Genomic DNA, 20,772 nt, shown 5'->3' with positions numbered 1-20,772 from the left:
CTATGGACAAAACTACAACTGCTGTGGGTGATAACAGCAAACCGAAGGAACAGTTTGTGCACTCGGTGTTTGAGAGTATTGCAGGTAAATATGATTTGATGAATGACATCTTAAGCTTTCGTCGGCATAAGGCTTGGCGTAAGTTCACGATGAAGAAGATGGGTATGAAGCGCGGGGATTCAGCTGTAGACTTATGCTGCGGCACTTGCGATTGGAGCATTGCCTTGGCCGAAGCCTCACAGACAGGGAATGTGATAGGGCTCGACTTCAGTGCAGGCATGCTTGAAGTGGGGCGCCGTAAGGTGGAGGAGCGCAAGCTTCAGGACCGGATCTCTCTCGTACAGGGCAACGCTATGGAGTTGCCTTTTGAAGACAACGCATTTGATTATGCAACGATTGGTTTTGGACTCCGCAACGTACCGGATCTTGTTCAAGTGCTGAACGAGATGAAACGGGTGGTGAAGCCCGGAGGAATGGTGGTCTGCCTGGAGCTTTCCAAGCCGATGAAACAACCGTTTAAAGGTATCTATTTCTTTTATTTTCAGCGTGTACTCCCATTGCTGGGCAAGTTATTCGCTAAAAGGTATGAGCAATACAAATGGTTGCCAGAATCGCTGGCGCTGTTCCCTGACCGGGAGCAATTAGCTGCTATTTTCCGTGAAACCGGACTGCAAAAAGTGGAATCCTTCCCCTTGACCGGAGGCATCGCGGCATTACATATTGGGCTCAAGGAGAACGGGAATGTTTAAGAAAATCGGTATCTTTTTACAAATGATCAAGTTTGAACATACGGTATTTGCTTTACCTTTTGCTTTTATGGGCGCTTTACTTGGTTCCGTTGTCATGTTTGGCACGCTACCTACCTGGAGCCAGATTGGTTGGATCGTAGTGGCTATGTTTGGGGCACGGAGCGCTGCTATGGGGCTGAATCGACTGATTGACCGGATAAGTGATGCTAAGAATCCACGCACAGCGGGAAGAGCTATTCCTGCAGGATTATTGAAGATCGGTGAAGTCGTCATTTTTATCGGCATTTCGTTTTTCTTACTCTTTTGGGCAGCCTTTAAGCTGAATCCTTTGTCGGCCAAGCTCTTGCCAATCGCAGTTTTCCTTCTTGTCATTTATTCATTTACTAAGCGCTTTACATGGGCCTGCCATCTTATCCTCGGTCTGACCATTGCGCTTGCACCTTTAGGCGGTTGGGTAGCTGTAACTGGTAGTGTGAATTGGACTTCAATGGTATTTTATTTCACTATTGTGTTTTGGACTGCAGGTTTTGATGTAATTTATTCTTGTCAGGATGTTGAGTTTGATCTAAAAGAGGGCTTGAAGTCCATTCCGGTTCGGTTCGGGGTTCAAGGTGCACTCTTTATTGCCCGCGTATTTCACATTCTCACGGCGATTGGATTCGTATCGTTGCTGTTTATGACGGATTTAAGCTGGTGGTATGTAGCAGGCATGATCATCGCATATATCATTCTCTTTTATGAGCACTACATTGTATCTCCGAGTGACCTGAGCCGTCTGCAGACTGCTTTTTTCACTATGAACGGCGTATTGAGCATCGTGGTGTTCTCTTTCACTTTGATTGACTTGGTGGTGCAGTTCTACTAATGACGCTTACTAAACCGAAAAACATCGTGGTTGGAATTACAGGAGCAAGCGGTGCGATATATGGTGTTCGTCTAACTGAAACCTTGTTGTCACTAGGCTACTCCGTGCATTTGGTAGTTAGTAATGCGGGCTGGCGTGTATTTAAAGAAGAACTTGGCTATATCGCATCAGACCGGGAGGGCTTTTTGAACGAAAGGTTCAATGGCTATCCCGGTTCTCTGCTTTATCATCCTGTTGCGGATATCGGCGCATCCATTGCAAGTGGTTCGTTTCGTGTGGAAGGGATGATTATTATGCCTTGCTCTATGGGAACATTATCCGCGGTAGCGAATGGGACCTCTGATAATCTGATGACACGTGCTGCTGACGTTATGCTCAAGGAAGGCCGCCCACTGGTGCTTGTACCTCGTGAGACTCCACTGCATGCTATTCATCTAGAGAATATGTTGAAGCTGTCCCGTCTGGGAGTTCGGATGATTCCCGCAATGCCGGCTTTTTATTTTGGGCCGCAAAGTATGGATGATCTGATTAATTTCATGGTGGGCAAAGTGCTTGACAGCTTTAATATTGAACACAATTTATTTCGAAGATGGGGGGATTGAAAGGATGGACAATAACAGCCACACCATCATCGGCAAAATCAGCTATACCAACTCATGGCCGGTATTTCACAATTTTCATCCCTCTGCATTGAAATATCCTGCAGAGATGGTGAGTGAGGTACCTGCCATTCTTAATCAGGGGATGAGCCGTGGAACTATTCATGTAGGTGCTTTATCCTCTTTTGCTTATGCTGAGGCCAGTGACAAATTATTACTTCTACCTGATTTATCGGTTAGCGCGGATGGTCCTGTGAGATCAATATTCCTTTTTTCCAGGGTGCCATTTGCTCAGATTGGCAGCGGTAAGATCGCTGTTACGAATACTTCTGCAACCTCGGTAAATTTGCTGAAAATTTTAATGGAAAAAGCTTTTGGCAATAAACCGGAGTATATTAGCGCTAATCCTGATTTGGATGCCATGATGCATGAAGCGGATGCCTGTTTATTAATTGGTGATAATGCTATTAAGGCCTCATGGCAGGATCAAGGTTATATCGTTACTGATCTAGCTGAGGTTTGGAAGGAATGGACGGGCTTAGGGATGACCTTTGCGGTCTGGGCAGTGAATCGAAAGGCTGCGGAGGACAAACCGGAAGCTATTTCTGAGATTGCAGAGGCTTTTGCCGAGAGTAAAATGCGGGGATTGAGAGATTTAGATCCTATTGTACAAGCAGCTTGTTCTAACATTGGAGGAACAAAGTCTTATTGGGAAGGGTACTTCCGCAATTTATGTTATGATTTTGGAGAAAGGCAGCAGCAAGGTTTGAACCTCTATTTCCGCTATGCCTATGAGATGGGCCTGCTGCCGCAGGAAGTGAAGATGGAGATTTGGAGCCATAAACTGTTGACACGGGTGAAAGAATGAAACGACTGCAAATATTCGGATTACTGAACAGAGATATGGATCAGATTGAAAAAGAGCTGTACCGCAGTGTACAGGGGGATGACGATCTGCTTACAGAAACCTCCCTGCATTTATTAAAGGCAGGCGGCAAAAGATTACGTCCCGTATTTGTCCTAATGGGCGGGAAATTCGGTAAGTATGATCTGGAAAAACTGAAACGGGTGGCGATACCGTTAGAGTTGATCCATAGCGCTTCACTGGTCCATGATGATGTGATCGACGATGCAGAATTGCGCCGTGGTGAACTCACCGTGAAAGCAAAATGGGGCGATAAAATTGCCATGTACACTGGTGACTACATATATGCAAAAGCGCTGGTTATGACTACGGAGCTGAAGAATCCACGAATTCATCAAATTCTGTCTAAGGCGATGATCGAAATGTCGATCGGAGAGATGGAGCAGATTCGTGACTTTTTCAACAGTGAGCAAAGTGTACGTCATTATTTACGGCGTATCCGCCGCAAAACAGCCCTGCTGATTGCAGTTAGCTGCCAACTCGGCGCTCTTGCTGCTGAGGCAGATCCAGAAGTAGCTCGTCTGCTTTATAATTATGGATATAACGTGGGTATGGCGTTCCAGATTCGTGATGATTTACTGGATCTCTCAGGCACAGAGAAACAGATCGGTAAACCTCCGGGCAGTGATATGCGGCAAGGAAACATTACACTTCCAGTGATTTATAGTCTTGAGGATGAGCGACTGCGCGAGTCATTGCTTGAGGAACTGAAGTCTATACGTGAGGGACATAGCACGGTAGGACATGCGATTGATCTCATTCTTTCCGGAGACGGAATCGCCCGTTCTGAGGAGCTCGCTTCACGTTATATCGACAAGGCGCTGGCGGCGCTGGAACAATTGCCTAACAATAAGACTAAGCGCAATCTGCGCGATATTGCGTATTTTATAACAGGTAGAAGTTATTGATCTTCTGGTGAGATTGAAATTAAACGTTTCCAGAAAGCAATGTTTCTGTTAAGATAGCGTCAAAACAACCCTTCAAATGGGAAAATGGAGAGTGCTTCTATGGAAAAGACGTATCTGATGGTCAAGCCTGATGGAGTTCAACGTGGATTAATAGGGCGTATTGTTGCCCGCTTTGAGGATAAGGGGTTTAAATTGGTCGCTGCTAAACTGATTACAGTGAGTGAGGATCAAGCGAAAAGACATTATGCTGAGCATGCAGGCAAAGACTTTTTTTCAGAGCTGGTCTCTTTCATCACTTCAGGTCCAGTGTTTGCAATGGTATGGGAAGGCGATGATGTCGTAACTTTATCCCGGACACTCATAGGCAAAACAAAAGTTGGAGAAGCTCTGCCAGGCACGATTCGTGGCGACTTTGCCAGCCATACACCACTTAATTTAATTCATGGATCAGACTCGCCTGAAAGTGCAGAACGGGAAATTGCTAATTTCTTTGCTCCAGATGAACTGAATCAGTATAACAAAGACATCGCAGTCTGGATGTAAGGTCCAGGTGGGAGGCAGGGGATTAACATGTCTGATCGTAATGTTGCAGCATTAACAACAGATCCAGATTATAGCGGATTTATTCACAACGTTAAACAAAGCACCGGAATTGATCTGGCTCAATATAAAGAAGCACAGATGAAGCGGCGTTTGACGACTCTTCGGATGAAGAATGGTTATCATACCTTCAGTGATTTTTTTGCAGCGATGATGAAAAATAAGGACTTATTTTATGAATTTTTAGATCGAATGACGATCAATGTCTCTGAGTTCTGGCGGAATCCGAATCGCTGGGAAGTTTTGCGGGATATTATCCTCCCTGACCTCCAGCAGTCGGGCCGCAAATTAAAGCTGTGGAGCGCGGCATGTTCCACAGGCGAAGAGCCTTACACGCTGGCTATGATTTTGTCGGACAAGAATATATTGGCGCAGACAGGTATTCTTGCCACTGACATTGATGATGGCGCTTTATCCAAAGCAAAGCAGGGTCTTTATTTGGAACGTTCTTTAAAGGATGTGCCGAAAGACGTGGCAGCACGTTATTTTACGCCGGAAGGCCCTGTCTTCAAGGTCAGCGATTCACTTAAGAAAAACATAGATTTCCGCAAACAAAATTTGCTCTTGGACAAGTTCGACGAAGGTTTCGATCTTATTATTTGTCGCAATGTAATGATCTATTTTACTGAAGAAGCGAAGAACAAGCTCTATCATAAGTTTTCGGCTAGCTTACGTCCGGGTGGTTATTTGTTTGTGGGCAGCACAGAGCAAATCTTTACACCGGCTCAATATGGCTTTGAATCGACGGAAACTTTTTTCTATCGTAAAAAATAAATACTTTTTGCTCCTTCGCCATTAACTTCAAAGGTATACTTTCGCAAAAGTTCAGTGATACTGGATAGTAGAATCTGTATGCTAAGTGAAAGGAAAGTTAAACCGATGGACAAAAGCAAGGTCATTGCCGCGTACAAACGAGGCTTTATCACCGTTCGTGAGTGCGGGCAAATTCTCGGTGTGGAAGAAATGCAATTGGAGCGCCTTCTGCAGCTGGAAGAGCGTAAGTCTACATTCCCTTCACCAAGCCAGCGGCTCGGCAGCTAACAAGCTGAGGACCGAGCCGAGGAGCGCCATTCATACTCTTAAGGGTATGGATGGCGCTTTTTATTTCGGTATACATACAGTGTTTCTAGGGAGATCCCTTTCTTGTCAAAGCGGATTCCCTATACTATAATGAGCAAAGATCATAGGATTTTAGCGGTTTACAGTTTAAAAGTATAAAAGGGGGAAGACATCATGAGTTTACGCTATTTAACAGCGGGGGAAACGCACGGCCCCCAGCTAACGGCTATTATTGAGGGATTGCCAAGTAATTTAACTTTGGATTTTGAAGAGCTTAACTTTCAATTGCATCGTCGACAAAAGGGATACGGACGTGGACGCCGCATGCAGATTGAAAAAGATACGGCACAAATTGTAGGTGGAGTACGTCACGGCTATACTACGGGTGCTCCGGTAGCCTTGGTAGTAGAGAACAAGGATTGGACTCACTGGAAGAACATTATGAATATTGAACCTATTCCAGGCAGTGATGAAGAAAAACGCCGGGTAAATCGGCCGCGTCCTGGACATGCAGATTTGAATGGTGGATTGAAGTACAATCATACGGATCTTCGCAACGTTCTGGAGCGCTCCAGTGCCCGCGAAACCGCAGCCAGAGTCGCATGTGGCGCTGTAGCCAGACAGCTGCTGGCAGCTTTTGGTGTGAAAGTAGCAGGTCAAGTCATTCGCATTGGTGAAATTGAGGCACCTGTAAATGATCTGCCTATCGATGAACTGATTGAACGGACAGAACAGTCTTCTGTCAGAGTTGTCGACAAAGAAACAGAACAGAAAATGGAGGCTTACATAGATCAGATCAAGGAAGAGGGCGACTCCATCGGTGGAATCGTTGAATGTATCGTCGAAGGACTGCCCATTGGACTTGGCAGCTATGTACAGTCAGACCGGAAGCTGGACGGGGCGATCGCTGGGGCAGTGATGTCGATTAATGCCTTCAAAGGCGTTGAAATCGGCATTGGATTTGAAGCGGGAAAATTGCGTGGATCGCAAGTCCATGATGAAATTATGTATGAAGCTTCTAAAGGATACTATCGCGCAAGCAATCGTTTAGGCGGTTTTGAAGGCGGGATGACGAATGGCATGCCGGTAGTGGTTCGTGGTGTTATGAAGCCTATTCCTACCTTGTATAAGCCACTTCAAAGTGTAGATATCGATACGAAAGAACCTTTTACAGCTCAAGTAGAACGTTCGGATGCATGTGCGGTTCCAGCGGCATGTGTGGTTTTGGAAAGCGTAGTGGCATGGGAAGTTGCCAAAGCATTTCTTGATAAATTCGGCGGGGATTCTCTCGAAGAAATTAAAGCGAATTATGAAAACTATCTTGCACAATTGGAGAGTTATTAATCATGCGTACAATCAATGTAGATTTGGGAGATCGTTCTTATCCAATCCACATCGGTAGTGGTCTGCTGCAGAACATTGCCCAGTACTGTGCTGAGGCTGGACTGTCCACTCGTAGCCCGCTACTGGTTGTGAGTGATAGTGAAGTAGCTCCACGGTATTTACCGGCGCTTGAAGAAGCTCTACGTCAGCAAGGTTATACCGTAGTAAGCCATATTATGCCGGCAGGGGAAGCATCCAAATCATTAACCGTGTATGAAGAGGTTATGACGACCGCGATTCAAGCGGGACTGGATCGCAACTCAGCGGTGTTGGCTTTAGGTGGCGGAGTTGTTGGTGATTTAGCTGGTTTTGTAGCAGCTACCTACATGCGCGGAATAGGATTTCTACAAATTCCAACGACGATTCTGGCCCATGACAGCAGCGTAGGCGGCAAAGTGGCTGTCAATCATCCACTAGCCAAAAATATGGTTGGTGCGTTCTATCAACCTTCGCTGGTGCTTTACGATTTGGATACCCTTCGCACGCTTCCGCCGCGCCAAGTCTCTTCTGGCTTAGCTGAAGTAGTGAAGCATGGTCTGATTATGGACAAAGAATTTGCATATTGGTGCCGTGAACATGCTGATGAGCTGCTTGCTTTGAATGCTGAAGCTCTCGGCTATGCCCTTGAGCGCGGTTGTGCGATCAAAGCTCATGTCGTGGCGAACGATGAACGTGAGCATGGACTTCGGGCGATCCTGAATTTAGGCCATACGATCGGCCATGCTATTGAAGCGGTTGGCGGATACGGTGTGTTTTTGCACGGTGAAGCGATTGCGATTGGTATGGCGGGTTCGGCGCTGCTGGCTGTAAAGCTTGGACGTGACCGATCCATCTATGAGGATACAGTATCTATGTTATCTGCACTTTCACTGCCTATACAGCTTCCTTCTGAATATGATGAAGAGGAGCTAATGGAAGCGATGATGCATGATAAGAAATTCAAAGAAGGCAGAATGACTTTTATTGTGCCTGATGCCATAGGAGCTGTTAGTATTGTAAACGATGTACAGGAATCGCTTGTGCGAGAGGTTCTGGCAGAGCTTAAAAAGGAGGGGAAACCGTGGTAAATCGAGGGATTCGCGGAGCAACTACCGTGATTAATAACGAAGAAACAGAGATTTTGCGTGAAACCGTTGTGCTGCTGCGGGAGATCGTTGAACGCAATAATGTTATAGCTGAGGATATTAGCAATGTATGGATTACGATGACCAATGATCTGGATGCTACTTTTCCGGCAAGAGCCATTCGTGAGATTGAGGGCTGGGAAATGGTGCCGCTTATGTGTTCAACCGAGATCCCGGTCAAAGGCAGCCTGCCGATGTGTATCCGGTTAATGGTGCAGTTTAATACGGATAAATCACAGCGTGAGATCCGCCATGTGTATCTGAATGAAGCTCAGAAGCTTCGTCCGGATTTGTCGCAGAGTAAGTCTTAAATTTGAGTTGTGGGTTGTCAATGACCCTTGTCATCATGTATAGTGTAATTAGCCGAGTATAGAAGAGTTTAGTTGAGTTGAGATGAGTATAGTTGAGCAGAGTGCAAGAAATTTTTGCGAATATAAGAAAGTATAAGCTTTGTTCTATACATTCTTATATTTCACGCATATACGCTTACCGTCCTTATAAGGATGCTGAAGACGTTTATGCCTGATTAGCAGTTTTTGTGTACGCAGAGTCTTTATTTTGATATGTACTGGAGTGTTATTTCACATCCGTGATGTATCTTATTTAGAGATAAGTCTGTAGGCACAACATAACGATGCTGATCATTGCTCAAAAACATATACTTACTTACACAAACCCTCTACTTTGGTAGAGGGTTTTTCTGTGTTTCGGAAAGATTTATATAACTGAGGGGGCATCTAAAAATGACGAATCCGAGTGTTCAAGAGGTGGTAAAGCTGTCGCAGGATTATAATCTGATTCCTGTTGTGAAGCGGCTGCTGGCTGATATGGAAACACCTATCCGGTTATTCCAACGTTTTGCTGAACGTGACCGCGCGTTCTTACTAGAAAGTGTAGAGGGTGGCAAACAATGGGCCCGGTATTCGTTCATCGGCAGCGATCCCTTTTTAATGATATCGGGAAAAAAGGGTGCAATTAACGTAGAGATCGACGGGAAGAAAAAACAGCTGCATGGAAAGCCGATTGAGGAGCTTAAGGCGCTGCTTCGTTCATACCGTAGCCCTAAGCTGGATGAGATGCCGCCTTTTACTGGAGGAGCGATCGGATTTTTTGGATATGATCTGCTGCAATATTATGAGAAGCTGCCTGAGCATCCAGTAGATGATCTCCAAATGGATGATATCCGGTTTATGTTCTGTGATCGCATCATTGTTTTTGATCATGTGAAACAACAAATTCTCCTAGTTGGCAACCTGCATGTTAAAGACGGTGATACGGACTCAGATATCAAATCCAATTACGAAAGCTTAAGTCGTAAGCTTGAGGATATGGCCGAAGAGCTGCAGAAGGAAGGGCCTAAGGAAAATGTGAACCGCCGCAGCATTCCGCAGGATATTGAGCTGGGTGAGATTCATTCCAACCTGACTAAAGAACAATATATCAACAACGTAGAACAAGCGAAGGAATACATTCGGGCTGGCGATATTTTTCAAGTGGTGTTGTCGCAGCGCCTGCATATTGAAACGGAAGTTTCTCCACTGCATGTATACCGGATGCTCAGGACGCTTAACCCATCTCCATATATGTATTATTTGAAAATGGATGAAGAGATTATTGTTGGAACCTCACCGGAAGCGCTCGTAAAGGTAGATGGAAATCGCGTGGAGACACGGCCGATTGCCGGAACAAGACCAAGAGGTGAAAGTGAAGCTTCGGATCGTGCTTACGCCGCGGAGCTGCTGGAGGATGAAAAAGAACGTGCAGAGCATTTGATGCTAGTTGATCTAGGTCGTAATGATTTAGGAAGAGTGTCCAAATTCGGTTCTGTAAAATGTGATTCCTTTATGGAAATTGAAAGATACTCTCATGTCATGCATATGGTATCGAATGTGTCAGGCACGCTTAGCGAGGATAAAGATTTCTTTGATGCCTTTCTCTCCTGTCTGCCAGCCGGTACTGTCTCAGGAGCACCTAAGCTACGGGCAATGGAGATTATTGCTGAATTGGAGCGAGAAGCCCGTGGTGCTTATGCGGGGGCGATTGGATATTTGGGATTCTCGGGAAATATGGATTCATGTATCACCATCCGTACAATCATCTTCCGTAAGGGCAGAGCATATGTGCAGGCTGGAGCGGGTATCGTTTGGGACTCGGTTCCGGAGAAAGAGTATGAAGAGACGGTGAATAAAGCGAAGGGCATGCTAAAAGCTATTCGTATGGCAGAGGCTATGTTCCCACCCGAGATAAAAGAGAAACAAGTCATCAATCAAGATTACATGTACGCATATACCCCTGAACAGGTGGTTTGATTAATAAAAAAGATTACATTAAGGCTGGGAGGATGAACATTATGGATGCAACAAAATTGATACAATCAGGAATTGCTGGACTAATCGAAGGCAAAAGTCTGACACGTGTAGAAGCACGGGATATAATGGGTGCAATCATGCTGGGAGAGGCTTCACAGGCGCAAATCGGATCACTGCTAACCGCTTTACGGATTAAGGGAGAGACCGTGGAGGAGATTACGGGGTTTGCGGAAGCCATGAGAGGTTTCGGCACACCTGTCCTTACTGAAAAAGCGCGTCTGCTAGATACATGTGGTACGGGCGGTTCCGGCATCCATAAGTTTAATATTTCTACCGCCTCAGCGATTATTTCATCAGCGGCTTCGGTACGAGTTGCCAAACATGGCAACCGCTCAGCTTCCGGTAGAGCAGGAAGTGCAGATGTACTTGAAGCTTTGGGCGTCAACATTCATCTGAATGCGGATCAGGCTCGGGAATGCTTGGATCGAATCGGCATTTGTTTTTTATTCGCACAAATCTATCATCCTTCGATGCGGCATGCGGCAGCACCGCGTAAAGAGCTTGGAGTGCGGACGATTTTTAATATGCTTGGTCCGCTTACGAATCCCGCTGGTGCTGACCGTCAGCTGCTGGGGATTTATGATCGGAATAAGACAGAGACGGTGGCTAATGTACTGAAGGAGCTGGGGTCCAAGCGTGCGATGGTTGTTAGCAGCTTGGATGGTCTGGATGAAATCAGCATCTCGGCCCCTACATTAGTGTCTGAGCTAAAAGAGGGCATCGTAACCACGTATGAGGTAACGCCAGAGGCATTAGGTCTTAACAGACATCCATTGGAAGCTGTGCTGGGTGGAGATGCAGCTGAAAATGCGGCGATTATTACCTCGGTCCTTCAAGGGCAGATGAATCCTTATCGCGATATCGTTCTTGCTAACGCCGGAGCCTGTATATATGTTGCTGGTCTGGCAGATACCATGGCCGGAGGCGTAGAGAGAGCAAAAGAAGTAGTGGATTCAGGCAAGGCACTATCCAAGCTTAATCAGCTTGTAGCTATGACGGAGGAACTTAATTATGTATCTTGATAAAATTGTCGCGACTAAGATTAAAGAGGTTGAACTGCTCAGTAAAAACTTTTCGCTGGCACAAGCAGAGCGTGATATTGCGCTTCTTCCGGCAACAAGAGGCTTTCGTAAGGCTCTGACCCAAGGGAAGAACAGAGATATGGGCTTGATCGCTGAGGTGAAGAAGGCTTCTCCTTCCAAAGGGTTGATCCGTGAGGATTTTGATCCTGTTTCCATTGCAAAAGGGTATGAAGCTGGAGGTGCAGATTGCTTATCTGTTCTGACGGACACAGAATATTTCCAGGGCAGCGCAGCTTATCTGCAGCAAGTGAAAGAAGCTGTAAATCTGCCGCTGCTTCGCAAAGATTTTATTATCGATGAGAAGCAGATCTACGAAGCACGTCTTCTCGGAGCGGATGCCGTGTTGTTAATCGTCGCTATTTTGACACCGGCACAACTATCTCATTTTATAGATATAGCTTCAGGGCTTGGATTGGATATCTTGATTGAGGTGCATGACCGAAATGAACTGGCGGTTGTACTGAGCACAGAAAAGATAACCCAACCTAACGTCCTGCTAGGAATTAATAACCGTAATCTACGTACCTTTGAGACCTCTTTGGAGACAACAGCCGAGCTGGCAGCTCTTGTGCCGCAAGGTGTTCCAGTGATCAGCGAAAGTGGAATTTCCGGGTCAAAAGACATCGGCTACTTAAGAACTACTGGTGCTCACGGAGTGCTCGTTGGGGAGTATCTAATGCGTCAAGCTAACGTAGAGGATGCGGTTAACGGTTTGCTCGGTGAGCTTCCTAATGGAAAGGACCGTGTCCGGCATGGCTGAGACATTAGTAAAAATCTGTGGACTTCAGGACGTTGAAGTGCTAAAATCTATGTTACACTTACCACTAGATTATATCGGATTTGTTTTTGCACCTAGCCGCCGGAAGGTATCCATAGAGCGTGCTGCCGAACTGATTGCAGAGCTTCCAAATTGGAAGACTGGTGAAATTCCTAAGGCTGCCGGGGTTTTTGTTAATCCGGAGCTGGATGAGTTGAACGAATTGCTGTCTGTGGTGCATTTAGATGTAATTCAGCTTCATGGACAGGAGAGTCCAGCTTTTTGCCAGCAGGTTCGCCGAGCTTATCCACAGGTTCAGGTATGGAAGGCACTGTCCGTTGCGGATCAAGAGCGGGATAAAGCTGAAAATGAATATAGCTTGGAAGATTACGCAGCTGCAGTAGATGCGGTTTTATTAGATACTTATGATCCATTGCAGAGTGGCGGCTCCGGCCGAACGTTCGCTTGGAATAAATTACCTACTTACCAAGAAATTGCAGTACAACATGACTTGCCCTTGTTTGTGGCTGGAGGGCTTCATACAGATAATGTTGGTGAATTGCTTGATACCTATGCCCCGTATGGGGTAGACGTGTCGAGTGGAGTAGAGACTGACGGCATTAAGGATATTCAAAAAATGACAGCTTTTGTGGAAAGGGTGAAGCAATCATGATACAAGTACCGGACCAGCATGGACGTTTCGGTTCATTCGGAGGCCGCTTCGTGCCCGAGACTTTGATGAATGCATTGATTGAGTTGGAGGAGGCCTACCGTAAGTTTTCGGCAGATCCAGCTTTTCAGGAAGAAATAGATTATCTATTAAAGCAGTATTCCGGACGGGAGACCCCGCTGTATTATGCGGAACGGCTGAGCAAACATCTGGGAGAAGCTAAAATATATCTGAAGCGTGAAGATTTGAATCATACAGGTGCCCATAAGATTAACAATGCGATTGGTCAAGGGATTTTGGCCAAAATGATGGGAAAAACGAAGGTAATCGCTGAGACGGGTGCGGGTCAACATGGTGTAGCCACAGCTACAGTTGCAGCTTTGCTAGGTATGGAATGTAAGGTGTTTATGGGGGAAGAGGATACACGTCGCCAGGCCCTTAACGTATTCCGGATGAAGCTGCTTGGTGCAGAAGTGATTCCCGTTACTTCCGGATCGCGTACTTTAAAAGATGCCGGCAACGAAGCGCTTCGCTACTGGGTTAGCAATGTAGATGATACCTTCTATATATTGGGTTCAGCTGTAGGACCGCATCCTTATCCGATGATGGTTCGTAACTTTCAGCGGGTTATTGGGGATGAAACACGGCGCCAGATTCTGGAGGCTGAAGGAAGGCTGCCGGATGTGCTCGTAGCTGCTGTAGGCGGTGGCAGTAATGCCATCGGTATGTTCTATCCATTTGTTGAGGATGAAAATGTCGGTATGATTGGTGTAGAGGCGGCTGGTAAAGGCATTGATACCCCTTTTCATGCGGCAACAATGAGTAAAGGAACTCATGGCGTATTCCAGGGATCGATGAGTTATCTCCTGCAGGATGAGCATGGACAAGTAACAGAAGCACATTCCATCTCCGCAGGCCTGGATTATCCTGGTGTAGGTCCTGAACACTCCTATCTAAAAGATATCGAACGCGCAAAATATGTCCCGATTACAGATGCAGAGGCGCTAGATGCACTGAAGCTGCTATGTGTAACGGAAGGCATTATTCCAGCGTTAGAATCGGCGCATGCGATAGCACATGTTGTAAAAATGGGTCCAACCCTTACTAAGGATGACATTGTTGTCATCTGCCTGTCAGGCCGGGGAGACAAAGACGTAGAATCCATTATGGCGTATACAGAAGGGAAGGGAACTGAATGACAACCCAAACTACAAACCGGATGGATTTGGTATTCCGAAAGCTAAAAGCTGAGAACCGGACCGCATTGATTCCTTTTCTGACTGTTGGAGATCCGGATTTGGAGACTACTCTTGCCATCATCACTGAACTGGAGACAGCAGGGGCAGATATTCTGGAGCTAGGAGTACCATACTCTGATCCGCTTGCAGACGGCCCTGTAATTCAGCGAGCATCTGCCCGGGCACTGCGGGGTGAAGTTCACCTGCGCACTTGCATGGAGACCGCGTTAAAGGCTCGTGAAGCCGGCAGCAGTTTGCCATTTATCTTGTTTTCTTATTACAATCCTATTCTGCAAATGGGTCTAGATACGTTTTTTGCTGATCTGAACAAACATGAAATTAGCGGACTTATTATCCCGGATCTTCCCGTTGAGGAATCAGCGGAGATGCGGCGCCGTAGTGATGAAGTTGGAGTCAACCTCATTCCTTTAGTTGCACCAACCTCAAGCGAACGTATTGCAAAGATTGTATCCGGTGCGAGCGGGTTTATCTATTGTGTATCTTCATTAGGGGTGACTGGAGAAAGATCCTCTTTCCATGCGGATGTAGAAGCCTTTATTGATTCCGTTCGTCAAGCTACGGATCTGCCAGTGGCTGTAGGATTTGGGATCTCTACTGGCGAACAGGTTGCCCGTTTTGCTCAGATTTGCGATGGTGTTGTAGTAGGGAGTGCCATTGTCCGCAAAATAGAAGAGGTAATTCCGTTGCTCGATCATCCTGCTACGCGGAATGAGGGACTGTTGCAAATTCGAGAATTTGTGGCACAATTAAAAAGACCATAACAGTGTCATTCTGACCTGTGTATAGTGGAGTAATCAACTATGGAGAGCGAGGACTATTGTATGAATCCAAAACCGAATATAGTTAATCTCCCTGTCTACAAACCAGGGAAACCTATAGACGAAGTCAAGAAGGAGCTTGGCTTAAGTGAGGTTATTAAGCTTGCATCCAATGAAAACCCGTATGGAGCTTCACCGAGTGCAAAAGAAGCAATTCTAGCAGAACTTGAGAATCTTTATCTTTATCCGGACGGCTCAGCCGTTGAATTGACTTCAGCACTTTCCAGCCGTCTTGGCGTGAATAACGACAATATTATTTTTGGCTGTGGCTCAGATGAGATTATTGCACTTATTGCTCGTGCCTTTTTCTTACCGGGTGATGAGACAATCATGGCGGACCAAACCTTCTCCGTGTATAAGAGTAACGCAGACATCGAAAGTGCGGTATCTATTGAGGTGCCACTTGTAAAAGGTACACATGATCTGGATGGGATGCTGGCCCGTATAACGGACCGCACTAAGGTTATCTGGATCTGTAATCCGAATAACCCAACAGGTACGATTGTTCCAGAGGAAGCTTTGGTTTCTTTCCTGGATGCTGTGCCTTCCAATGTAATGGTTGTCCTTGATGAGGCATATTGTGAGTATGTAACAGATCTTTCATACTCCAATGGCATCCAGTTACTGACTCGTTACAAGAATCTGGTTGTGCTCCGCACATTCTCCAAAATTTATGGCTTAGCTGCATTGCGTATTGGATACGGTGTTGCGAGTCCTGAGATCATTTCGTTGATCAACAAGGTACGTGAGCCTTTTAATACCTCACGGCTTGCTCAAGCTGCAGCTCTTGCTGCTTTGAATGATCAAGATTACGTACAGGAATGTCGTCGTCTTAATAGCGCGGGTATTGTCCAATTGCAAGGTGAATTCAAACGTCTGGGCCTAGAATCCTTCCCGGCACACGGGAACTTCATCATGGTAGATGTTCGAAAGCCTGCTACAGAGGTCTTTGATGCTTTGATGCGTAAAGGAATCATCGTAAGAGCGGGTCACCAGGTTTATCCGACTTATATTCGGGTTACTGTGGGCTCGGCTGAGCAGAACACGGCTTTTATCACCGCGCTGGAACAAACTCTTATAGAGAGTGGAGTACGCGCCTAGTAATAACAGCAAGTCAAGACTAAAGAAGGCAGGTAGTTCAAAGAACATGACGACAAAAATAGCAATATTCGGTGTCGGTCTGATCGGAGGCTCACTGGCCCTTTGCTTTAAAGGCAAGGAGGGCCTGACCGTCGTTGGCCATGCCCACCGTCCTGAATCCGCGAGTAAGTATATTAGCAGAGGTGTGGTCGATAGTGCCACATTGTCTGTGGAGGAAGCGGCAATCGATGCCGATTTCATTTTTTTATGTGTGCCGGTGGGTATGCTAGAGGATTATTTGCAGCAGTTAAGCAAATTGCCGCTCAAGCCCGGCTGCATCATTACAGATGTTGGAAGTACGAAAGCTAGTATTGCCGCATGCGCGGTCTCTTTGGATATTCCTGGAGTACATTTTATCGGCGGTCACCCTATGGCTGGATCAGAGCGTTCAGGTGTTGAGGCAGCTTCATCGCTGTTGTTTGAGAATGCCTATTACGTATTAACACCTCCACCGGGAGTGCCAGACGAGGCTTATCATGCGTTGGAGTCCTTACTCCACCTTACTAGAGCGCAGATTGTACGCCTTAATCCAGAACGTCATGATGAGATTGTAGGCGCCATTAGTCATTTGCCACATATTATTGCCGTTGCGCTGGTAAATCAGATTAAAGCTTATGATGATACTGACTCCTTGTATAGTACGTTAGCTGCAGGGGGCTTTCGGGATATTACACGGATTGCGTCCAGTGATCCAATTATTTGGCGTGATATCTTGTTAAACAATCGTTCAGTGATGCTTCGTTTGTTGAAGGATTGGAACGAGGAAGTTTCTTCTTTTGTTCGTTTGCTGGAAAGTGAAGATGGTGTAGGGATTGAAGAGGCATTTCATGAAGCCAATGGCTTCCGTAGTCAGTTGCCTGAACGGCGTAAAGGTATGATAGCACCTTTATTTGACCTACATATTGATGTACCGGATCATCCGGGGATTATCGGTCGTATTGCTACAGAGCTGGGGGATCAAGGAATTAACCTTAGCAACGTACAAATTATCGAAAGCCGTGAAGATGTTCCGGGGATTATGCGTCTCTCTTTCCGTCAGGAGAACGATATGGAGCGGGCGAAGATCCTGTTGCAGCATCATGATTATACGGTATACGTGTAGTATTAAGGTTCGCTCGGGTTCATTTTCAAATCATAAAAAACAGTAAAATAGCGATTCTCATGTGAATAGAGAATCGCTATTTTTTTGTTTTTTGGGTTATTGGTTGCTTACTTCAACGTGCCTTCGTTAGTATCGTCATCGGCATCGGTACCACCATAAGTACCACCATAAGTACCACCATAAGTACCACCATAAGTACCACCTAGTACTTACGGACCCTAATGACGTTATTTGCTCGTTTTTTGCCTTTGAAGCAGTCTTTCGGACTCCACAGACGCTATTTCACATAAAGAGGCTTATATTGTATGTTTTTCGTGCCAATAGCTACTATGCGGTCCGTTAGCATCCCAAATGTGGATTAATGTTGCGTTTAAGGTCAACTGTGTCCGATAGCATCTTCGTACAAGCTAAATGTTTTTTGATCAACGAAGCAAAGAAAGGAGTGCCGCAAAATGCTTCCGGATTAATACCCGAAGACTCTAATTTAGGTTTGGTTTGTTGCAACTGTTCCCCAACTCGCTTTCTTCATTTCGATCAGTATTTCTTCCAAGAAATTCTCTGGTACTTGAGTTTGTTTCGTCGTAACTAGCTTGGCTACCTACAAAACGATTTCTTGCTGCTCCTAGACCGACAATAAAGAGTAAGACCGAAGCGCCAAGCAGTATGAAAAGTGGCACGTTCCAACTATTTGTCGTGTCATGCAAATATCCTATAAGGGCAGGACCAATTGCGGCAAGCAGATATCCGATCGATTGCGCCATACCAGACAGTTCCGCTGCTTGATGCGCATTTTTAGTACGTAAACCGAAAAACATCATGGACAAGCTAAAGGCGCAGCCTCCACCAATTCCGAGTATGATGATCCACAACAGAATGATATTGGAGCTTCCGTAAAGCAGTCCGAGCGTTCCCGTCAAAAGTAAAATGGTTGTGATGAACACTAACGAACGTTGATTTGACATTTGCCCTGCAATAACGGGGACAATAAAGGTAAATGGAAGCAGCGCTAACTGCATTATTGAGAGGTACCATCCTGATTGGCCTGAGTCAATGCCTTGCTGTTTTAAAATTTCAGGCAACCATGCGATTAGCACATAGAAAATCATGGACTGCATCCCCATAAACAAGGTTACTTGCCAGGCAAGAGGGGAACGCCAAACCTTCACATCATTGTCGGCCATCTGTTGACTCGTCGAGGCTGTTTGCTTCGTATGCTTCCTTAATTGAGGCAACCAGCAGAGGATCGATACAAAGCTTAGGATCCCCCAAATTCCCAATGCACCCTGCCATTTTAAACCTGCGTTTGCAGCTAGCGGTACACTGATTCCCGAGGCGATCGCTCCAGATAAACTCATTGAAATTGCAAATACACCAGTCATGGCACCGATTTTATTAGGGAAATCACGTTTGATTAAACTTGGCATTAATACATTACAAACGGCAATTGCAAATCCAAGAATTGCAGTTCCAATATACAGATTTGCAGCCCCAGATAAAGAACGTATTACAATACCAACAGTCAAAAAGATCAGAGCAAACAAAATTAAAAGTTCTACTCCATACCTACGTCCTAATTTTGGTACTAGAGGCGATAATAAAGCAAAGGTAAGTAAAGGTACCGTTGTGATCAAGCCTGCTAAAGTATTGGAAATATGAACGTCACCCCTAATGAGACCCACTAATGGACCGACCGAGGTTAAGGGAGCACGTAAATTTGCGGCAATAATAATGATGCCGAGTAGTAGCAGCCCTAAAGATGATGGTACGATTTTTTTATTCGGCATTCTTCATTTTCCCTCCCAGAATTAATGCGTACTAATATCCGCGCGGACAATGAAAGTATAGTATAATATATTAAATTTAACAATAAGTATTTTAAAGTTTACTTTATTGAGATAGTTCTATAACTTGAAATGCTTATATTAGATAAAAAAATACAACTCAGAGTTTCCATTTAGAATGGAATACTGAGTTGCATGTAATAGGTGAAATTTACGACTTTTAGAAACCATATTTTAAGGAGATATGGAGCACTGTTTCGCTATTCGTATGATTGGTATAAGAGTGAGGGCGATCTGCACGAAAACTGATCGTATCATATTGATTCAATGTGTACATTTCTCCATCGACTCGTATTTCAATGGAACCAGTCATTACTGTCGCAATTTCAGTTGTATTCACATGATGACCTTCAGGGTGATACGAACTATTTGGCTGTAAGTAAGCCCGACACATTTCAATATCGTTGCTTACATTTTTAAAGACGGGTTCTATGATCCAATTCTTTTGATCATTAGAAAACCGAAGACCTTCGCCTGCTCGATACAAACTAACAGGGTCTTCAGATTTGAACAAAGCTAATAGGGGCAAAGATATGCCTTTTGAAATTTTCCATATTATCGCCAAAGTTGGATTTGTCTCGCCACGTTCGATATTCCCCAGAGTAAGTTTACTTACGCCCGTTAATTCCGCTAAGTCGTCTAAGCTCATGTTTTTTTCTTTTCTGTACTTTTTCAAGGCACCGCCGATTTGTAGTACCAGTTGTTTTGATTCATCGATTTCATCCATTTCAAATTCACCTCAACAAATAACTTTATAGCTAGTATATTGTTTATCCTGACTCTTTTCCATACGATTAGGATTAGAGGGTGGATTACACACGCAGCTATGCAAATGACGTCTATGTAACGAACCTGCCCGTAGGCTTATCACCTTTCCCGGTTTAATCCTTTATTTTTGCAAAAGGAGGGATCCCAATGGGGTGAGCGCAGAGGAGTCTATATTTGTAGGTGATCATCCAATGAATGACGTACAAGCGAGCCGTAACGCAGGGCTGCAAGCCATTGGGAAACGTAATGAGCAGATATCTCTTCAAATGGACGTAGACGGGGTAATAGATGATTGTGGGGATTTGTGGAAGCTGATTCGCTCGCTATAGTAAAAATAATCTAATATAGATCATCTAAAAAAAAGGTAGAGCGCTTTCAGGACAAAAAAAGACCGCTTACAAAGTAAGCGGCTACAGTTCACAATAAATTGGAACCGTTAAGTATTGGATAGGAGTGGAGAGAAACCATACTGTACTTTTATTATATGTATACGTTTACATTTTGTCAACAGTTTTTAAAAATTGATAAATGTGTTATTTTTAAAGCCGGATTCTAAGTCAGAAATCCAATGTCGGGTCTTGCTGGCGAGTCGACCTATCTAAAGTCTATTAATGTCATCCTATGAGAATATGTGGTACAATAGAGCAGGTATGTTTCTAGATTCGTTTCTATATTTATGTAAAATTAGAAGTATGCCTTATTTCTTTTTGTCTTCTTCATATACATCATGCCTTAATTATCGGGTAGTTGAATA

The 20,772-nt window shown here is 45.0% G+C and carries 22 protein-coding genes; 20 read left to right on the top strand and 2 right to left on the bottom strand.

From position 1 onward, the window contains the following. The first annotated feature begins 2 nt into the window (after positions 1-2). The 19 genes from MHH89_RS12275 to MHH89_RS12185 all read left to right on the top strand — a co-directional run bounded on the left by MHH89_RS12275 (position 3) and on the right by MHH89_RS12185 (position 17,409). Positions 3-749: a demethylmenaquinone methyltransferase gene (locus MHH89_RS12275; RefSeq protein WP_076127632.1), complete on the top strand. Its 747-nt coding sequence runs from the start codon at positions 3-5 to the stop codon at positions 747-749. After that, positions 742-1,614: a UbiA-like polyprenyltransferase gene (locus MHH89_RS12270; protein ID WP_076127498.1), complete on the top strand. Its 873-nt coding sequence runs from the start codon at positions 742-744 to the stop codon at positions 1,612-1,614. Before MHH89_RS12275 ends, MHH89_RS12270 begins: the two co-directional genes overlap by 8 nt. Then, entirely contained in the window at positions 1,614-2,216 is a 603-nt protein-coding gene (locus MHH89_RS12265) for a UbiX family flavin prenyltransferase (RefSeq protein ID WP_076278344.1), read from the top strand. The genes MHH89_RS12270 and MHH89_RS12265 overlap by 1 nt, the downstream gene beginning before the upstream one ends. 4 nt (positions 2,217-2,220) lie before the next feature. Then, positions 2,221-3,081 (top strand): menaquinone biosynthetic enzyme MqnA/MqnD family protein, encoded by an 861-nt coding sequence (locus MHH89_RS12260; protein WP_076101474.1) that lies wholly within the window; start codon positions 2,221-2,223, stop codon positions 3,079-3,081. Continuing rightward, positions 3,078-4,046, top strand: coding sequence for a polyprenyl synthetase family protein (locus MHH89_RS12255; RefSeq protein ID WP_076127501.1), 969 nt, complete (start codon positions 3,078-3,080; stop codon positions 4,044-4,046). Before MHH89_RS12260 ends, MHH89_RS12255 begins: the two co-directional genes overlap by 4 nt. Positions 4,047-4,145: 99 nt before the next feature. Beyond that, positions 4,146-4,589, top strand: a complete 444-nt coding sequence (gene ndk / locus MHH89_RS12250; protein WP_076127503.1) for a nucleoside-diphosphate kinase — start codon at positions 4,146-4,148, stop codon at positions 4,587-4,589. A 27-nt stretch (positions 4,590-4,616) separates the two neighbouring features. Next, positions 4,617-5,420, top strand: a complete 804-nt coding sequence (locus tag MHH89_RS12245; protein WP_036676236.1) for a CheR family methyltransferase — start codon at positions 4,617-4,619, stop codon at positions 5,418-5,420. A gap of 78 nt (positions 5,421-5,498) precedes the next feature. Beyond that, positions 5,499-5,687: a hypothetical protein gene (locus MHH89_RS12240; protein ID WP_312148616.1), complete on the top strand. Its 189-nt coding sequence runs from the start codon at positions 5,499-5,501 to the stop codon at positions 5,685-5,687. Positions 5,688-5,879: 192 nt separating this feature from the next. Further along, the gene (gene aroC, locus MHH89_RS12235) at positions 5,880-7,049 is read left to right on the top strand and encodes a chorismate synthase (RefSeq protein WP_076302762.1); all 1,170 of its coding nucleotides are present in this window, start codon (positions 5,880-5,882) and stop codon (positions 7,047-7,049) included. Between the two features lie 2 nt (positions 7,050-7,051). Beyond that, positions 7,052-8,155 carry a 3-dehydroquinate synthase gene (gene aroB / locus MHH89_RS12230; protein WP_076184012.1) on the top strand — a complete coding sequence of 368 codons (1,104 nt, stop codon included), beginning with the start codon at positions 7,052-7,054 and terminating at the stop codon, positions 8,153-8,155. After that, on the top strand, positions 8,149-8,523 hold the full coding sequence (gene aroH / locus MHH89_RS12225; protein WP_076127508.1) for a chorismate mutase: 375 nt from the start codon (positions 8,149-8,151) through the stop codon (positions 8,521-8,523). The genes aroB and aroH overlap by 7 nt, the downstream gene beginning before the upstream one ends. Before the next feature lie 432 nt (positions 8,524-8,955). Then, positions 8,956-10,521 carry an anthranilate synthase component I gene (trpE, locus tag MHH89_RS12220; RefSeq protein WP_076127509.1) on the top strand — a complete coding sequence of 522 codons (1,566 nt, stop codon included), beginning with the start codon at positions 8,956-8,958 and terminating at the stop codon, positions 10,519-10,521. 41 nt (positions 10,522-10,562) lie between these two features. After that, entirely contained in the window at positions 10,563-11,603 is a 1,041-nt protein-coding gene (trpD, locus tag MHH89_RS12215) for an anthranilate phosphoribosyltransferase (RefSeq protein WP_175618936.1), read from the top strand. Beyond that, entirely contained in the window at positions 11,593-12,423 is an 831-nt protein-coding gene (trpC, locus tag MHH89_RS12210; RefSeq protein WP_036676246.1) for an indole-3-glycerol phosphate synthase TrpC, read from the top strand. Before trpD ends, trpC begins: the two co-directional genes overlap by 11 nt. Beyond that, positions 12,416-13,093, top strand: a complete 678-nt coding sequence (locus MHH89_RS12205) for a phosphoribosylanthranilate isomerase (protein WP_076281431.1) — start codon at positions 12,416-12,418, stop codon at positions 13,091-13,093. Before trpC ends, MHH89_RS12205 begins: the two co-directional genes overlap by 8 nt. Further along, complete coding sequence (gene trpB / locus MHH89_RS12200; RefSeq protein WP_076127515.1) at positions 13,090-14,289, top strand: tryptophan synthase subunit beta; 1,200 nt, start codon at positions 13,090-13,092, stop codon at positions 14,287-14,289. The genes MHH89_RS12205 and trpB overlap by 4 nt, the downstream gene beginning before the upstream one ends. After that, on the top strand, positions 14,286-15,110 hold the full coding sequence (trpA, locus tag MHH89_RS12195) for a tryptophan synthase subunit alpha (protein ID WP_076127517.1): 825 nt from the start codon (positions 14,286-14,288) through the stop codon (positions 15,108-15,110). The genes trpB and trpA overlap by 4 nt, the downstream gene beginning before the upstream one ends. 60 nt (positions 15,111-15,170) lie before the next feature. Continuing rightward, positions 15,171-16,268: a histidinol-phosphate transaminase gene (gene hisC, locus MHH89_RS12190; protein ID WP_076127634.1), complete on the top strand. Its 1,098-nt coding sequence runs from the start codon at positions 15,171-15,173 to the stop codon at positions 16,266-16,268. A gap of 46 nt (positions 16,269-16,314) precedes the next feature. Continuing rightward, the gene (locus MHH89_RS12185; RefSeq protein WP_036676253.1) at positions 16,315-17,409 is read left to right on the top strand and encodes a prephenate dehydrogenase; all 1,095 of its coding nucleotides are present in this window, start codon (positions 16,315-16,317) and stop codon (positions 17,407-17,409) included. A 479-nt stretch (positions 17,410-17,888) separates the two neighbouring features. On the opposite strand, the gene MHH89_RS12180 is transcribed toward MHH89_RS12185, so the two are convergent. Beyond that, positions 17,889-19,193, bottom strand: coding sequence for a CynX/NimT family MFS transporter (locus MHH89_RS12180; protein ID WP_341087214.1), 1,305 nt, complete (start codon positions 19,191-19,193; stop codon positions 17,889-17,891). Between the two features lie 217 nt (positions 19,194-19,410). After that, positions 19,411-19,977 (bottom strand): helix-turn-helix domain-containing protein, encoded by a 567-nt coding sequence (locus MHH89_RS12175; RefSeq protein WP_038572428.1) that lies wholly within the window; start codon positions 19,975-19,977, stop codon positions 19,411-19,413. A 193-nt stretch (positions 19,978-20,170) separates the two neighbouring features. Between MHH89_RS12175 and MHH89_RS12170 the strand changes: the two genes are divergently transcribed. Beyond that, positions 20,171-20,347, top strand: coding sequence for a hypothetical protein (locus MHH89_RS12170; RefSeq protein ID WP_175618937.1), 177 nt, complete (start codon positions 20,171-20,173; stop codon positions 20,345-20,347). The last annotated feature ends 425 nt before the right edge of the window (positions 20,348-20,772 follow it).

The organism is Paenibacillus sp. FSL H7-0323 (genome assembly GCF_038002725.1).
In the GTDB taxonomy this organism is placed as follows: domain Bacteria; phylum Bacillota; class Bacilli; order Paenibacillales; family Paenibacillaceae; genus Paenibacillus_AQ; species Paenibacillus_AQ odorifer.
This window is presented reverse-complemented; position numbering and strand designations above follow the sequence as displayed.

What these genes read in the sequence shown, in the direction of transcription:
- trpE (WP_076127509.1), top strand. Translation starts at nt 8,956, where the DNA reads ATGACGAATCCGAGTGTTCAAGAGGTGGTAAAGCTGTCGCAGGATTAT.
- MHH89_RS12245 (WP_036676236.1), top strand. Translation starts at nt 4,617, where the DNA reads ATGTCTGATCGTAATGTTGCAGCATTAACAACAGATCCAGATTATAGC.
- MHH89_RS12275 (WP_076127632.1), top strand. Translation starts at nt 3, where the DNA reads ATGGACAAAACTACAACTGCTGTGGGTGATAACAGCAAACCGAAGGAA.
- MHH89_RS12255 (WP_076127501.1), top strand. Translation starts at nt 3,078, where the DNA reads ATGAAACGACTGCAAATATTCGGATTACTGAACAGAGATATGGATCAG.
- MHH89_RS12185 (WP_036676253.1), top strand. Translation starts at nt 16,315, where the DNA reads ATGACGACAAAAATAGCAATATTCGGTGTCGGTCTGATCGGAGGCTCA.
- hisC (WP_076127634.1), top strand. Translation starts at nt 15,171, where the DNA reads ATGAATCCAAAACCGAATATAGTTAATCTCCCTGTCTACAAACCAGGG.
- ndk (WP_076127503.1), top strand. Translation starts at nt 4,146, where the DNA reads ATGGAAAAGACGTATCTGATGGTCAAGCCTGATGGAGTTCAACGTGGA.
- trpC (WP_036676246.1), top strand. Translation starts at nt 11,593, where the DNA reads ATGTATCTTGATAAAATTGTCGCGACTAAGATTAAAGAGGTTGAACTG.
- aroB (WP_076184012.1), top strand. Translation starts at nt 7,052, where the DNA reads ATGCGTACAATCAATGTAGATTTGGGAGATCGTTCTTATCCAATCCAC.
- MHH89_RS12270 (WP_076127498.1), top strand. Translation starts at nt 742, where the DNA reads ATGTTTAAGAAAATCGGTATCTTTTTACAAATGATCAAGTTTGAACAT.
- trpA (WP_076127517.1), top strand. Translation starts at nt 14,286, where the DNA reads ATGACAACCCAAACTACAAACCGGATGGATTTGGTATTCCGAAAGCTA.
- MHH89_RS12205 (WP_076281431.1), top strand. Translation starts at nt 12,416, where the DNA reads ATGGCTGAGACATTAGTAAAAATCTGTGGACTTCAGGACGTTGAAGTG.
- MHH89_RS12240 (WP_312148616.1), top strand. Translation starts at nt 5,499, where the DNA reads ATGCTAAGTGAAAGGAAAGTTAAACCGATGGACAAAAGCAAGGTCATT.
- MHH89_RS12265 (WP_076278344.1), top strand. Translation starts at nt 1,614, where the DNA reads ATGACGCTTACTAAACCGAAAAACATCGTGGTTGGAATTACAGGAGCA.
- trpD (WP_175618936.1), top strand. Translation starts at nt 10,563, where the DNA reads ATGGATGCAACAAAATTGATACAATCAGGAATTGCTGGACTAATCGAA.
- aroC (WP_076302762.1), top strand. Translation starts at nt 5,880, where the DNA reads ATGAGTTTACGCTATTTAACAGCGGGGGAAACGCACGGCCCCCAGCTA.
- MHH89_RS12180 (WP_341087214.1), bottom strand. Translation starts at nt 19,193, where the DNA reads ATGCCGAATAAAAAAATCGTACCATCATCTTTAGGGCTGCTACTACTC.
- MHH89_RS12175 (WP_038572428.1), bottom strand. Translation starts at nt 19,977, where the DNA reads ATGGATGAAATCGATGAATCAAAACAACTGGTACTACAAATCGGCGGT.
- MHH89_RS12260 (WP_076101474.1), top strand. Translation starts at nt 2,221, where the DNA reads ATGGACAATAACAGCCACACCATCATCGGCAAAATCAGCTATACCAAC.
- trpB (WP_076127515.1), top strand. Translation starts at nt 13,090, where the DNA reads ATGATACAAGTACCGGACCAGCATGGACGTTTCGGTTCATTCGGAGGC.